The following is a 14,939-nucleotide window of genomic DNA, read 5'->3' as shown; positions in this document are numbered from 1 at the left end:
TAACAAATTTTGCTATTTACATTTGAAAGCGTACGCCTGCGAATACGGTTCTTTCTAGCGCAGGTTCAATACCATCATTTCTAACGCGAGAATAGTAGTTCTCGTCTAAAAGGTTATTGATGCCTCCATATACTGCCCATTGTGAATCGATACGGTATTCAGCGGTAAGGTCAACGACCTCGTAGGAAGGAATAAGTGCTGCTATTTCATCGACGCCTGTTCCTCTAGACGCATTCGAGTCTTGCCAAAATTGCTCGTCTACCATTGTCGCAGTAAGCGCGACATCAAGCTTCTCTGTGTTGTATATAAACCCGGCGCGTAAAAGATACTCCGGTGCAAAAGCGGTGGTATTTCCAACCAGGTTCTCGTTAAGGGAAGAGACGATTTCGGCATCAAGCAACGAGCCATTGGCAAAAATTCTAAAACTTTCGTCAGCACGACCCGCAAAAAGGTCGTAGTCGACGCTAAACTCTACGCCTTGATGGCGAGAGTCGCCAGAGTTCACTCGCTCTATGTCAGCGATATTTACCTGAATAGTTTCAATTTTGTCGTCAAAGTCGATTCTAAACGCGCTCACGTCAAGTACAAGACCATCAACAGGCATAGCGCGATAGCCAAACTCATAGTTCATTGCGCTAGAAACGTCAGGGCCATTTGAGCTGGCGAGTTCTGAATTGGGGTTGGCCAAATCATCAAATCGCTGAGGGCGATAAGATTCAGAAACGTTTGCATAAAGCTCACTGATTTCGTTGAGCTGATACATCATGCCAAGACCGAATAGCAGTTCATTTTCAGTCTCGTCTACGTCAATCGGATCTCGGTTTAGACTTGGATTTTTAGTCAACTCTTCTAAGTCGTAATTAACGCGTTCATAACGTAGGGTAGGTACCACACTCAATTTATCGAATTTGAATAAATTTTCGATAAATACGGCGTTATACGTCATTTTACGGTCTTGATCGAATAGCAAGTCAGCGGCGTTCTGCTGATTAGAGCGAATATCGCTACTGACGTGACGAGTTCTTGGGCTATCTCCCCAGTAAGAGGTTGTCCCCACAGTCAGTACATTGTTGTCGCCCCACGCTTGAGCATAACGGGCGTCGAAGCCCCAATTATCGAATTCTTGTTGATCAATATTTGTGGTAGCCGGTTCATTCTCAGGCTCAGAAAATTGCCCAGATCGGCGACTAAAGCGGTCCATGTATGAATACCAGACATTCGCGTCAAGCGTCGCACTATCGCTAATCTTCTGCGCAAAAGTAAAGTTAGCCAGTACTTGTTCTATTTCAACGCGATTGAATGGCGTTAATGTTTGATTGCGGTCTTGCGCAAACTCAGCCGTGCTTAAGCGACCTGCTTCGCCCGAATCTGAGTTGTATACGTCTAGTTCGAAACCAAGACGAATGTCGTCGAATCCTTCGTAGGCGACACTAACGTGACCTGATGTTACATCGAAATCTTCGTTATCCCGAGGGCCGTCGGCCGAACGATGATCAACTGAGGCAAAGAAGCCAACGTCACCACTAGAGGCCGCAAATTCATTATAAGTGCTGTAAAGCCCGTTACTGCCGAGCGCTTGGTCGGTTCGAAAGCCCGTATCGCGGCCTACTTCTGCGCGCTTGGTAATAAAGTTTACCGTCGGCCCTATTTGTGGACCGTAAATTAAACCCGACCCGCCGCGAACGAATTCTATGCGCTCAATACGCTGTGCTGGAGGCATGTAATAGATGGTGGGGTATCCGAAAAGGTCTGCGGCTAGGGGAATATTGTTTTGAAAAAAGCCCACGAACTCAGACTCATGTGGGTTTCCTAAACCGCGGTAGTTCACATTGTAAATACTGGGGATGGCTTGATCTGAAACGAAGAGCCCCGGCAGCGTAGAAAACATCTGTCTTAAGTTTGGCTCAATGAAGTTAGGCATTTCATCAAGCTCTACCACTGAGGTCTTTTTGCCCTCAAAGATTTTGCCAGAATCAACGGCAGCCATGGTGCGTGGAAATGTTGAATCGCTATTTCCACTAATGGTGATACGCTCAATATCGTCTGGTGCAATTGCCGCCATTGCGGATGCGCTAGCTATGCCAGTTAACGCAAGTGCTATCGCCTTACCTAACTTAGAAATCATGTTTATATTTTTCACCGATTAACCCTTCAAAACTTTAATGCAAATGATAATGGTTCGCATGCATTTTATGGTTTACTAATCGAAAATCAATAAAAATGTTAACCTTAAAGGTAATTTAATAAAAAACGTTTAGAATTTCAGAAGCGTATCTCACGAGGAAAGGCGTAAGAACATGGCTACTTACCCTTCGTGAATGGTGACTTTTTCAACATAGTAGGTTCAAAGAAAGGGAGCTGAATATGTATAGATGTGAATGAATACCTGTTCATCGATTATTACCAATTAGAAGGAAGCCAGCCCCTTAATACCTGTGTTCTGGAATAAAATGCAGCAGTGTTGTCGTTGAGGGTGTGACGAAAATCCGGTGTTGATAACGCACCCTCGCCAAAAGATTGGTACTCAGCAAATCGGGCTTCGGTGTGCGGGGTAAACGCTTTTCGGTCTCCAGAAAGTGTGGTGTTAACAACGTCACTTCGTACATTATTTGAGCACAAAAAAATCCGATGACTGATTAATCATCGGATTTCATGTTTTTCTCGACGAATTTGCCTTAATGGCATTCATCTCTCCTTTCGGAGCCATATGCTAGTAGCTAGTCGTGGGCAAGAAGCTTCGACTTTTTCTCGATCTTGCAATCTAAAATACGTTGTGCGTTTTTGCGGCCTACGTATGCGGCAACTGCGTATGGGTGCTTGCGTTTGAATAACTTCGTGAATGTCTTAAGCATGAAAAGCCCCCTTTAATAAATTTTCACTATTTAAATCTACATTATTACATTTATGTGATCAAGTATTATTTTAGTCTTTGTAAATGAAAAGAAGTCATCGACGAGTAATATCCCCACAGCTGACAATACTGGCAACAGTAACAATCTGAAACCACCTAATATAAATCAGGTTTACTTTAGAAAGATGGTCGACGCATTTACTTTGAAAATATAATCACATAACATTGCTACGCGTTGTGACTGTGGTTGGATTATGTTTAAACCGTATACGAAATATTTACTTATTGTATTTCTACTCATTGCTTCTAGTGGGCAGTCGTTCGCGCGTGCGCATTCTTCTGGACATTTTGTTGAAGAGTGTTCCATGTCAAGTTCAAGCAAAATTACAGCTGTAGCAGAAAGCGTTTCTCAAAATCCACAGGTTCACGACAAACGCCAACATGAATCTCCAGATATTATTGACCATACTAATCATGCAGCTCATGCCGATGAAATGAGCTCGTCGAATATGAGTATGAAAGGTAGTGCAGCAATGAGTAATGGCGACTGCTGTAACGATGAATGTTCATGTGAAACAAGTACTTGCTCGAATTCTAGTTTGGTGGCAGTAACTCAACACTTCATCACCGCGTCAAAATACAGCGATCATGCTGTTGCCCAGCAGTGCAGTAAACCTAAATCAATATCTTTCTCTTTTTTTAGACCCCCCATTATTGGCTAAACAGGCTAGTTGCGTCTTTTTTTCATGAGAGAGCGCACGACGTCATGTTTAACGTGGGCCAATATTCAGCCGTTTTTCAGTGTCTGAATACATCCAGTTTTGTCCACTTCTGAACTTCAATTTAAAAAATTAGTAGGCGTTTTTGCAGCATAAATGATGATGAATAGGGTGTCTTTCATCAAGGTTCTACTGCTATCACGCTTACTTGTAAGGATTCGATATTATGAAACGCTTCGCCATTACCTTCACCGCGTTGATAAGTTGCTTATCGTTCAGCTTCCCTATATTTGGAGCATATACAAGCCGCGTGATTACTCTAGAGCAAGCAATCTCATTGGCATTACAAAACGATCCCTGGCTTCATGGCAGTGAATTAAAACAAAAAGCGGCGATTTATCGCAGCTCTGCAGCACGAACATGGTCAAGTCCTAAAGTATCTCTGAACATGATGAATTTACCTACCAATTCATGGTCTTTTGACCAAGAAGCGATGACACAGGTTAATGTTGGAGTTTCACAAGTGCTTCCAAGAGGCAACTCATTAGCGATTAAAGAAAGTCAGTTAAAAATAGAAGCCTCCAAATTTGCGCTGCTTCGCGATGACAGAATAGCTAGGTTAAAAACAATAGTGTCAGAACTCTGGTTAGATGCCTATCTAGCTCAACAAACCATTGCGCTTATCGAGTCTGATCGTATGCTATTTGAACAGATGGCAGAAGTAGCAAGAGCGAGCTATTCCAGTGCATTAGGCAATATGCGTCAACAAGATGTCATTCGAGCAGAGTTAGAAATTATTCAGTTAGAAGATAGAGTCGTGTCACAAAAGCAGTTGTTAGAATCTGCCACCGCTCAATTGAGCGAGTGGTTCCATTTATACGATAACGAAACACAGGGCGATAACTTTAATTTTAATTCTCCGTCACTCTCATTCTCAGTTGCAGAAACATTGCCAGCCATCGAATTAGCTGTCCCAGAAGCTGTGGATATCCCCTCGTATGTTAGAGAAAGAATGGCACAGATTTTAGTGACACATCCAGCGCTAAAAGCCATAGAGCAAAAGAGAAAAGTGTTTGAGAAAAGCACTGAGTTGGCAAGGCAGCAATACAAACCTCAGTGGGGGGTTAATGCCAGCTACGGGTATCGGGATGACATGCAATCAGGACAAAGCCGAGCAGACTTCTTTTCAGTGGGCGTGTCCTTTGATGTGCCTCTATTTACTCAAAATCGACAAGATAAAGAAGTTGCGGCATCAATAGCAGACTCACAAGCCGTGAAAACAGAAAAGTTGCTTTTAACCAAGCAAATGTTAAGTGCCCTAGAAACAGAGATAAGACAGCTTGTGCGTTTGCGAGAGCGGCAAACCCTGTATAAGCAAGGAATATTACTGCAAACCAATGAGCAAGCCGAGGCATCTCTTACCGCCTATACCAATGATGATGGCGATTTTTCTGAGGTAGTACGAGCGAGAATTGCCGTTTTAAATGCACAAATTTCCGCGTTGCGAATAGACGTTGATGCGCTAAAGACGGTGGCGCGAATTAATTACTTTTTTGCTGATAGTAAGGCTGAACTAACAAATAGCGCAGTAAATCACACCGCTTTTGGTGCGGCGTCGCAAATGGGAGAAAAATAATGTCGAACAGCTCATCTCCAACAAAGCCCCTTTCTTCCTCTGTTATCGCTTTAATTATTGGCGTGACAGTAGGATCTGGCGCCTTGCTTTTGTTTCAAACGATATTTCAAATGCAGCCTAACTCTCAAAAAATCTTAAGCACCAACAAGGAGAGCGATACGACGAAAGAAAATACGCCGCTTTATTGGGTTGCTCCTATGGATGCTAATTACCGCCGAGATGAACCAGGGAAATCTCCTATGGGAATGGATTTGGTGCCTGTTTATGAAGAGTCAGGCTCGAGCGATGATTTCGGTAAGGGGGCGATTAAGATAGCGCCAAACGTTGTGAATAATTTGGGGGTGCGAACCGCTCCAGTTGAGCGTAAAGCGATGGGTGCTGAAATAGTTACAGTTGGGTATGTTCAATATGATGAAGATGAGATTGTACACATACACCCAAGAGTAGAGGGTTGGATAGAGACATTGTATGTTAAAGCAAAAGGGGATTATGTAGAAAAAGGTGCACCGCTCTACACCCTTTATTCGCCGCAGTTGGTGAACGCTCAAGAAGAATTAATAACAGCGCTCAAACGCAATAATAATGGTTTAGTCAAGGCGGCTAAAGACAGGTTAAAGGCGCTGCAGATACCACAGACTTTCATTAGCGAATTAGAATCTACGCGCAAAGTTAAACAAAACATTACCTTTTATGCGCCGCAATCAGGAGTTCTGGATGGATTAAATATACGCGAAGGTTTTTTTGTTAAACCTGCAAATACACTACTTAGTATTGCCAAACTGAATAAGATATGGGTTGAAGCTGAAGTGTTTGAGCGTGACGTAATACTCATGAAGAAAGGACTGCAGGCGAGTATGACACTTGACTATTTACCTAGAAGAGAGTGGATAGGTAAGGTCGATTATATTTACCCAGCCCTTAATGCGAGCACACGAACTTTGCGTGTGAGATTAGAATTCGATAACGCAGATAATCAGCTAAAACCCAATATGTTTGCCAGTGTGCGTATTTACGTTGACCAAGCAAAGCCGACTATCGTCGTGCCTAAAGAGGCAGTTATTCGCACAGGCGATCAAGACAGAGTGGTACTAGCATTAGGCGAGGGGCAGTTCAAATCTATCAGTGTAGATATTGGGTTAGTTCGCGGCGACAGTATTGAAATTTTGAATGGGTTAAACGAAGGCGATGACGTTGTTACTTCCGCACAGTTTTTGATTGATTCAGAGTCAAGCAAGAGCTCAGACTTTACCCGCATGGCGTCCGATAAGGAACCACGAACAGCATGGATGGAGGGAGAAATCAATAGCGTTATGGCCGCGCATCGTATGGTGAATATTACTCATGGTCCTGCTGAAGCATGGGGCTGGCCAGCAATGACGATGGACTTTATGGTTGCCGATAGCGTGGACATTGCTACCCTAAAAGCAGGGCAAACTTTACACTTTGAGGCAACAAAAGCGAATGATAATAGCGTTGCAGTTACTGGTATTCACATTATGTCAGAGCCTGAAGTATCGTCGGCAACCGTTACTGGCGTGATAAATGATATCAATATATCAACTCGCATCATTAACATAAGTAGAGGCGCTATTGAAAAGTGGGGCAGACCGCCCGCCACTATGGATTTTACCGTTGCAGGGAATATCGACCTCACTCGATTTAGCGTTGGTGATACCGTTAATTTCACTTTTGAAATTCGCGAAGACTTTATCGTGGTAGCCATGACACGTAAAAGCGCTAATCCCCCATCAAAGAAGCCCATGCATAAGGATATGAGCCACGAGGAAATGAGTCATGAAAATATGAGCCATGAAGATATGAATCATGAGGATGTGAGACATGAAAACATGAATCATAAAGCCATGAATCATAAGGCCATGAATCATGATTGAGTCGATTATAAGGTGGTCTATAGCAAACCGTATATTAATTGTTTTGCTGTCGTTAATCATGGGGGGCGCGGGCATTTATGCGCTTAAGAATACGCCAGTTGATGCCATACCCGATTTGTCAGATGTGCAGGTGATTATAAAAACCAGCTATCCGGGGCAGTCGCCACAGGTAGTGCAAGATCAGGTAACCTTTCCCCTCACAAGTACCATGCTTTCGGTACCGGGAGCGAAAACCGTGAGAGGTTACTCTTATTTTGGCGACTCTTATATTTATATTATTTTCGATGACAATACGGATGTGTACTGGGCTCGAAGTCGAGTATTAGAATATTTGAGTCAAGTGTCCGAAACACTGCCTGCTTCAGCAAAACCTCAATTAGGACCTGATGCTACAGGTGTGGGTTGGGTTTATATGTATGCACTCACCGATACTACAGGTACCCATGATTTAAGTCAGCTTCGCAGTATTCAGGACTGGTTTTTAAAATATGAGTTACAAACTGTGGCTGGTGTTTCTGAAGTGGCATCTGTGGGGGGAATGGTAAAGCAGTATCAAGTGCAGGTAGAACCAAATAAGCTTCGTGCTTATAACATTCCCCTTAGTCACATACAAACCGCCCTGCAGCGGGGAAATAAAGAAACTGGCGCGTCTGTTATTGAAATGGCTGAAGCTGAGTACATGGTCACAACGACGGGCTATATCGAATCGGTTGCCGATATTGAGCGCATACCCCTTGGATTAAACGAACAGGGAACGCCACTTCGCATAGGCGATGTCGCCTACGTCAATGTAGGCCCACAAATGCGCCGTGGCGTTGCTGAGCTCAATGGGGAAGGCGAAGTGGTAGGCGGTATTGTTGTTATGCGCTATGGCGAAAATGCTCAGCAAATAATAGAGAGAATAAAAGATAAAGTTGCGTCGCTGACGTCCTCGTTACCCTCAGGCGTTGAGATTGTGCCGGTGTACGATCGCTCAAAATTAATAGGGCGAGCCGTCGATAACATCTGGGATACATTGCTAGAAGAGCTCGTAATTGTAGCATTGGTTTGCATGGTATTTCTGTTTCATATTCGCTCATCTCTAGTGGCTATTTTCATACTGCCGTTGGGTATTTCGATGGCCTTTGTTGTTATGTACATACAGGGAATTAATGCCAATATTATGTCGTTAGCTGGCATCGCCATTGCCATTGGCGCAATGACCGATGGCGCTATCGTGATGATAGAAAATATGCACAAGCACATAGAAAAGCTGAACCAAAATGGCGATACCTTAAATAGCCATAACCGCTGGCATGTGGTGTCAAATGCGGCGAGTGAGGTAGGCCCTGCGCTGTTTTTTAGTCTATTGATTATTACCGTTTCATTTTTACCCGTATTCATATTAGAAGCCCAAGAGGGCAGAATGTTTGCACCGTTGGCCTATACCAAAACCTACGCAATGGCCGCTGCAGCAGGTTTAGCAATTACGCTAGTACCTGTGCTTATGGGGTATTTCATTCGAGGAAAGGTAACTTCACAACAAAGAAACCCGCTCAACCGATTGCTTATTGCACTGTATCTACCGGTATTAAAAAAAGTAATGGCGTTTCCAAAGTCGACCATAGCGATGGCGCTTATTATTACCGCTGTGGGTTTTTGGCCCATCGACAAGATAGGCAGCGAGTTTATACCTACCCTCGATGAGGGCGACTTACTGTATATGCCCACTACCTATCCAGGCATTTCTATAGGTAAAGCAAGGCAACTATTACAGCAAACCGATAAGCTGATTAAAACGCTGCCCGAGGTGGACACGGTTTTTGGCAAAGTGGGGCGAGCCGACACGGCTACCGATCCTGCACCGCTAACAATGATTGAAACCTTCATTCAATTGAGACCAAAAAACCAATGGCGGGACGGCGTCACTACTGATTCGCTAAAAGCGGAGCTAAACCAACTAATACAATTCCCGGGGGTAACTAATGCTTGGGTAATGCCGATTACAACGCGAATTGATATGCTGTCGACGGGGATTAAAACGCCCGTAGGGATAAAGGTGGCTGGGCCCGACCTCAACACCATACAGGTAATCGGCCAGCAAATAGAAGCAACACTACCTGATGTATCGGGCACCGTTTCAGTATACTCAGAGCGAGTTGCTGGTGGGCGTTATATCAATGTTGACATATCTCGCGAAAAAGCGAGTCGGTACGCGTTAAATATTGATGATATTCAACAAGTGGTGGCGACTGCTGTTGGTGGCGTTAACGTAACGCAGACTATTGAAGGTCAAGAGCGGTATTCGGTAAACCTTCGCTACCCGCAAGACTACCGAAATTCGCCTGAGCAATTGGCGCGATTACCGCTATTAACGGAAAACGGACAGCGCATTGCGCTGGGGGACGTGGCAGATATTAGCGTTGAGACCGGCCCTTCGGGAATAAAAAGCGAAAATGCACGGCTCAATGGTTGGGTGTATGTCGATATTGAGAATGTGGATTTAGGCGCTTATGTTGCTACTGCAAAAGCATATTTAGAGAAGCATATCGACCTTCCTATTGGCTATTCAATGACGTGGGCGGGGCAATATGAGTACCTAGAGCGGGCACAAGAAAAGTTAGCCTACGTATTACCGTTAACTATCGCCATTATTGTCGTTTTGCTTTATCTTAATTTTAAGGCCTTTAGCGAAGTAGCCATCATTATAGTCACACTGCCAATGGCAATGATTGGCGGATTATGGTTAATGTACTTTGAGGGCTATAACTTTTCGGTGGCAGCCGGTGTAGGCTTTATTGCACTGGCAGGAGTCGCGGTAGAAATAGGCGTGATCATGTTAGTGTACTTAAACCAATCTTTTGACGAACTTAAGATGCAAGCCACAAAGCGAGGCTCGGCAATATCAAGTGTGGAATTTCGAAACGCTTTGCTAGCAGGGGCTGGAATGCGGGTGCGCCCAATAATGATGACGGTGGCAACTATTATATTAGGCTTGCTGCCTGTTCTTTATGATGAAGGAACAGGTTCTGAGGTAATGAGCAGGGTAGCAGCCCCTATGGTTGGCGGCATGACAAGTGCCGTAATACTCACGCTCATCGTATTGCCTGCGTTATATTTATTGGTGAAAAAGCCCCAAGTCAGTGTGTTTAATCGCGGCCTTAATCACAATCTTGACCATGGGCTTAGCCACAAATCTGCCCACCTTGACTAGTCTGATGAGGTGGCGGCAGTCGCTGCAGTTTAAAGCTGCAGCGAGGAAGTACTACAGATGGTTGATGGCCGAGATGCCATTTTTCTCAAAATGCTTCCAGTTAACGAACTAGCCTTCGGAGAGCGCTCTTCACACTCAACTGAGACTATTAAGAAAATAGAATTAGTTTGGGTGCTTGAGCATCCGTATTATCATGTAATTAGTCGCCAGGGGCTGCATGCTTATCAACCTCGCTCTTCACTATTATTTGATGCGGTTAGTGGTAATAGAACATCGCTAACACCTGCGCAAATATCACAGATTGCTAATAGTTCGTATACCGGCGACAGCGCATTGAGTAGGCCAGAGCTAATCCAACCGCCGTTTTCAGACTATGCTGCACAACAAAACCCAATGTGGAAAGTGTCTGCCAATGATAAAAATAATACTGCAATTTATTTAGACAGCGTAACCGGCCAAGTAATCAAACACGTGAACGATGACGCGAGGCTAAAGGCGCTAATGTTCAAACTTCATTTTATGGATTATGGCCTTCACTTTATGGATTATGATAGTACTGGGGGCTTTAATCACGGGCTTATTATTACATTTGCAATATCGGCACTCGTGCTCTCTGTCTCGGGCTTAATATTGTTGGTTCAGCGCTATCAGCAGGGTAGCTTTTCGTTATCAATATTCAGCAAAAAACGGTCAGTGTCTGTGCTTTGCGCTAACCCGCTTCCTTTCAGTGACATTCATTCACACTCATCAGCAACAGTAACCGTTGAACTTGATCCCAAAAGTAGCCTTTTTAGAGGGCTTATTCGGGAGGGGATCTACTTACCTTCACTATGCGATGGTGCTGGTACGTGCGGTAAATGTAAGTTTTTAGCTAATAATCACTTAGCGATAACACCCGCTGAAAAGGCGAGTTTGCCGTCATCGGAATTAGAAAAAGGATATCGATTAGCATGTCAGCACAAGTGCTCAGAGGTATCTAAGATTTGCGTTATTACTGTTGGTAGTAGTGCTGGCAATAATGCTGGTGGCAGTGCGGGTACTAGCGGGTGAAGTTAGGAGCGCGGCTAATAGCGGGTGAATGCTAACACGTGCTGACTACACTGCATTGAAGAAACAAAGAGGTTAATAATGAAATGTTTTAGTTTTATGTTACTTGTGTTTGCGGGGTTTTTAAATTCGGCGAATGCGGTGCAAAATCAAAACCAATACCAAGATGAAAGGCTGCAGTCTGGCATTCTAGCCGTGGTGAATAAATCTGACGACAGTATCAGTATTATTGATGTCAGCGAAAAACGAATCATTAAAACGCTTCCCACAGGTAAAGGCCCACATGAACTCGTTATGTCCGAGAATCAAAAATGGGCAGTAAGCACTGATTTTGTCGGTGGCGACAGTTTAACGGTTTTCGATTTGAGTTCGCTTGAGGTAGCAAGGACAATACCACTTGCCTCAATGCCAGGGCCTCATGGCGCCACGTTTTTAAACGACAATGAACGGATAATTTTTACCTCCGGTAAGGCTAAACATATTGGTATAGCGAATGTGGTGACGGGCAACGTCACCAATAAAATCGAGACAGCCCAAGATACCACTCATATGGTTACCCTTAATAACGATGAAAGCGTAGCGTATACCACCAATATCTGTAGTAACTCCATATCGGTTGTAAATATGAGCAATCAAACGCTGCTTAAAAACATGACAACGTTACCAATGCCCGAAGCAATTAACTATCGCAAGAGCGCAGAAGAGTTATGGTACGGCGCAAACAAGGAAGGTAGGCTCGTTGTTATTAACCCTGACACCGAACAAGAGATTGCTCAATGGCAAGGTTTTAGCTTTCCCTACCGAGTGCTGTTTAATCACGATGAGTCGGTAGCAATGGTGCCAGACTTTCAGAATCACTACATTCGATTTTTTGACGCGACGAATAAAAAGGAGCTTGGCACATTAGCCCTAGAAAAAGAGGCGGGGCCGCAGGGTATCACCATGCATCCAGAGCATAATATTGCTTTTTTATCGTTAAATTTAAAAAACAAGATAGTGGCGATAGACATTCACACCCAGCAAATCATTGCTGAGTTTCCCACCGGAAATAATCCAGATGGGGTGATTTTTATTAGTCGATAGTTGTTTGCTTAAGGCGTTGGATCCCAAAAGCGCCGGCGGTCTTTAAGAGCGCTACTTTTCCTCAAAAGCGCTAATGGTCTTTGAAAGTGCCGCTGGGCATGATGAGCATGGCCTAAACACAACCTAAGCGTAACAAGATGGCTGGCCTAATTCGGCCAGCGTTTTAGTTTAGGGAAGTGGAGTATATCCCCAAGGCGTTTTTGGTAGGTCAACAGGGTTTGTTAAATCAAAGTCTACTTGCACTTCCCTTGCAGGGCGCACTAAGCGATAACTAAAACGCTTTGGGTAAATCATCATCTGCCATACGTTGTCAGTGGAAGCATTAATGCCTGAGTCGGTAAATAACTGCTTTGAGTATGCATCAGCAGGGAACGACTGAACCTCATTATAGCCGCGGCTATCAGTATGCCCGCCGTACATGGTAGAGGTATGAAAGCTACCATCTTCATTGCGATGATCGTGTTTAAGCATTAAGCCAGCGCCTGTTTTGGTGACAATCCAAGTGCGAGAGGCGTCATCCCCAACGTGAAACGGAATATGCAGCTCGGTATCCGAACACTTCCGTACATGCATAACCAATTGCTCGCCGCCAAATGTATTGCCTACGTTATCCTTTGTCACCTTGCCAATAAATGCTTTTCCGCAGTGGGCTTTTATTGCATTAAAAAAGTTATCGTGAGTTTCGATAGACACCAAAGGAGCCGGTGCTGCGCTTGCTAATGGAGAGTACGCTGTCATGTATGTCGTAAAAAACACAGTGCAAAAAGCAGTCAGTTTTTTTGTTTTAGTAAACGTAGTTTTCATAATAAACCTGTTAATAAAATGCGCTTTTTAATGCGCTCTGATAATCCTTACCTTAAGTCAGTGAAGCGGATATGTCACTGTTATACTGACTTGTAAGCGTCTGATTAAAAACACTTGTTAAACCTACTAGCATGTACCACATTGATTTTTATATTGGTGCAGAGAAAATGCACAATAAAATTCGGTAAGTTGTAACTCCATTTAGTATTCATGTCATGAAGCTAAATAAATCAGTCAAATAAAGTATGTCTATACTTTCCTTCATCATACTCTACGTATCACACAATTATGGGTTGCTGCTCTTAGCCTTATAAATAAGCTAGATGGCCCAGCTAACAGGCCCAGCTATTAGGCCAATCATGAAGAATATAGAAGGTGAATGGTATGTCTAACGAATTTAACGGTAAGACCACAATTATATCCGGCGCAGCCGGAGGTATAGGGCTAGCTGTTGCCGAAGCGCTGGCAGAGCAGGGCATGAACATTGTAATGGGAGATATCGACGCTTCCACACTGAAAGAAGCCAGCGACGCGTTAAAAGAAAAGGGATACAACATTCTTACCTGTCCCTTAGACGTTACCGACTATGCGCAATGGGAGTCTATTGTGGAAAAGGCAAAGGAAGCTTTTGGTAAGGTACATATGGTGGTTAATAACGCCGGCGTTGGCGGTACACCTGGCAAGATTGAAGACGCTGAGCATGAGACATGGCGTTGGGTGATGGATGTTAACGTGATGGGAGTGCTCTATGGTGCCCAAGCAACAGTGCCAGCAATAAAAGAGCACGGTGAAGGTGGCTGGGTGTTAAATGTGGCGTCGATGGCCGGAATGATGGGGATGCCTTACGCAAGTGCATATTGTGCATCGAAGGCGGCAGTGGTATCAATGACCGAAAGTTGGATAGCAGAGCTTCAGCCTCATAATATTCATGTTTCTGTGCTGTGTCCTGCCTTTGTGAAAACGCGAATTCACGAGTCGCATCGCAACAGGCAAGAAAAATATGCGGTAGCAAAAGAAAAGCGAATGAGTAAAGAGAAGCTTATGGCTGGGGCGCAGGCCGCGGCTGCTGCCGTCGAATCTGGTATTCCGGTATCCATGCTGGCAGAGCGAGTAGTTGAGGCGTTACGCTCTAAACAAACCTATATTTACTCTCACCCCAACTATAGAAAAGTGACTAGTGGGCGAGCGAAAGCCATCGACATGGCATTCGTCGATGCCGAAGAAAGTGCAGTGGTAGGGCATTTGATTAACGATGATATCGTGACTTTTTAGGCCACAGATTTTCAATCTGTCATCCGTCTTTGTGCTTAATTTGCTTGGTCAGATATTGCTTTAACTCCCTGTGAACTCGTTTTTTTTGCATCACGGAGTTCGTAACAAACCCCAAGAATGATAAACAGTAACGCTGTTTGTAAACTGTCGTGGTGGGTATTGAGTTCAGGGGATGTTAAGAATGCATAAACAGCTTCAAGCATAAGGAGAAGCGCCGCTGCACCAGTTGCAAAGCTTAATTTAAATGTCATGGTTATTTCCTTATGTCATATTTTGACGTGCCGTATTTTCACGTGCCATATTTTCAGTTGATTAGGCACTGACTTTGCACTGTTTCTGAGTTAGTGCCTTTATCAAAATTACCAGCAGTCTATGCCCAGTGAAACTGGTCAGCGTATGTGTTTTTAGTCACCCTCCAACATTTTCCCAATAGAGATGGTTC

The 14,939-nt window shown here is 44.1% G+C and carries 10 protein-coding genes; 7 read left to right on the top strand and 3 right to left on the bottom strand.

Translation table 11 applies throughout. The features are described from left to right. Positions 1–16 precede the first annotated feature (16 nt). Positions 17–2,140: a TonB-dependent receptor family protein gene (locus tag ACOJR9_RS14020; RefSeq protein ID WP_420933554.1), complete on the bottom strand. Its 2,124-nt coding sequence runs from the start codon at positions 2,138–2,140 to the stop codon at positions 17–19. Positions 2,141–3,216: 1,076 nt separating this feature from the next. Between ACOJR9_RS14020 and ACOJR9_RS14015 the strand changes: the two genes are divergently transcribed. The 6 genes from ACOJR9_RS14015 to ACOJR9_RS13990 all read left to right on the top strand — a co-directional run bounded on the left by ACOJR9_RS14015 (position 3,217) and on the right by ACOJR9_RS13990 (position 12,421). Further along, positions 3,217–3,573 (top strand): hypothetical protein, encoded by a 357-nt coding sequence (locus ACOJR9_RS14015; RefSeq protein ID WP_420933553.1) that lies wholly within the window; start codon positions 3,217–3,219, stop codon positions 3,571–3,573. A gap of 223 nt (positions 3,574–3,796) precedes the next feature. Further along, complete coding sequence (locus tag ACOJR9_RS14010; protein WP_420933552.1) at positions 3,797–5,206, top strand: TolC family protein; 1,410 nt, start codon at positions 3,797–3,799, stop codon at positions 5,204–5,206. Beyond that, on the top strand, positions 5,206–7,098 hold the full coding sequence (locus ACOJR9_RS14005; protein WP_420933551.1) for an efflux RND transporter periplasmic adaptor subunit: 1,893 nt from the start codon (positions 5,206–5,208) through the stop codon (positions 7,096–7,098). The genes ACOJR9_RS14010 and ACOJR9_RS14005 overlap by 1 nt, the downstream gene beginning before the upstream one ends. After that, complete coding sequence (locus ACOJR9_RS14000; RefSeq protein ID WP_420933550.1) at positions 7,091–10,291, top strand: efflux RND transporter permease subunit; 3,201 nt, start codon at positions 7,091–7,093, stop codon at positions 10,289–10,291. Before ACOJR9_RS14005 ends, ACOJR9_RS14000 begins: the two co-directional genes overlap by 8 nt. A 57-nt stretch (positions 10,292–10,348) precedes the next feature. Further along, positions 10,349–11,341, top strand: coding sequence for a 2Fe-2S iron-sulfur cluster-binding protein (locus ACOJR9_RS13995; protein WP_420933549.1), 993 nt, complete (start codon positions 10,349–10,351; stop codon positions 11,339–11,341). A gap of 78 nt (positions 11,342–11,419) precedes the next feature. Continuing rightward, complete coding sequence (locus tag ACOJR9_RS13990) at positions 11,420–12,421, top strand: YncE family protein (protein ID WP_420933548.1); 1,002 nt, start codon at positions 11,420–11,422, stop codon at positions 12,419–12,421. A gap of 168 nt (positions 12,422–12,589) precedes the next feature. Here ACOJR9_RS13990 and ACOJR9_RS13985 read toward each other — a convergent pair whose 3' ends face one another. After that, on the bottom strand, positions 12,590–13,159 hold the full coding sequence (locus ACOJR9_RS13985) for a hypothetical protein (RefSeq protein WP_420933547.1): 570 nt from the start codon (positions 13,157–13,159) through the stop codon (positions 12,590–12,592). 450 nt (positions 13,160–13,609) lie between these two features. Between ACOJR9_RS13985 and ACOJR9_RS13980 the strand changes: the two genes are divergently transcribed. Beyond that, on the top strand, positions 13,610–14,497 hold the full coding sequence (locus tag ACOJR9_RS13980) for an SDR family NAD(P)-dependent oxidoreductase (protein WP_420933546.1): 888 nt from the start codon (positions 13,610–13,612) through the stop codon (positions 14,495–14,497). A gap of 35 nt (positions 14,498–14,532) precedes the next feature. On the opposite strand, the gene ACOJR9_RS13975 is transcribed toward ACOJR9_RS13980, so the two are convergent. Further along, positions 14,533–14,748 carry a hypothetical protein gene (locus ACOJR9_RS13975; protein WP_420933545.1) on the bottom strand — a complete coding sequence of 72 codons (216 nt, stop codon included), beginning with the start codon at positions 14,746–14,748 and terminating at the stop codon, positions 14,533–14,535. Positions 14,749–14,939: the final 191 nt, after the last annotated feature.

Origin of the sequence: Alteromonas ulvae, from assembly GCF_048987005.1 — a bacterium.
Taxonomy (GTDB): domain Bacteria; phylum Pseudomonadota; class Gammaproteobacteria; order Enterobacterales; family Alteromonadaceae; genus Alteromonas.
Note: the sequence above shows the minus strand (reverse complement) of the source record. Positions and strands in the feature narration are given on the sequence as shown.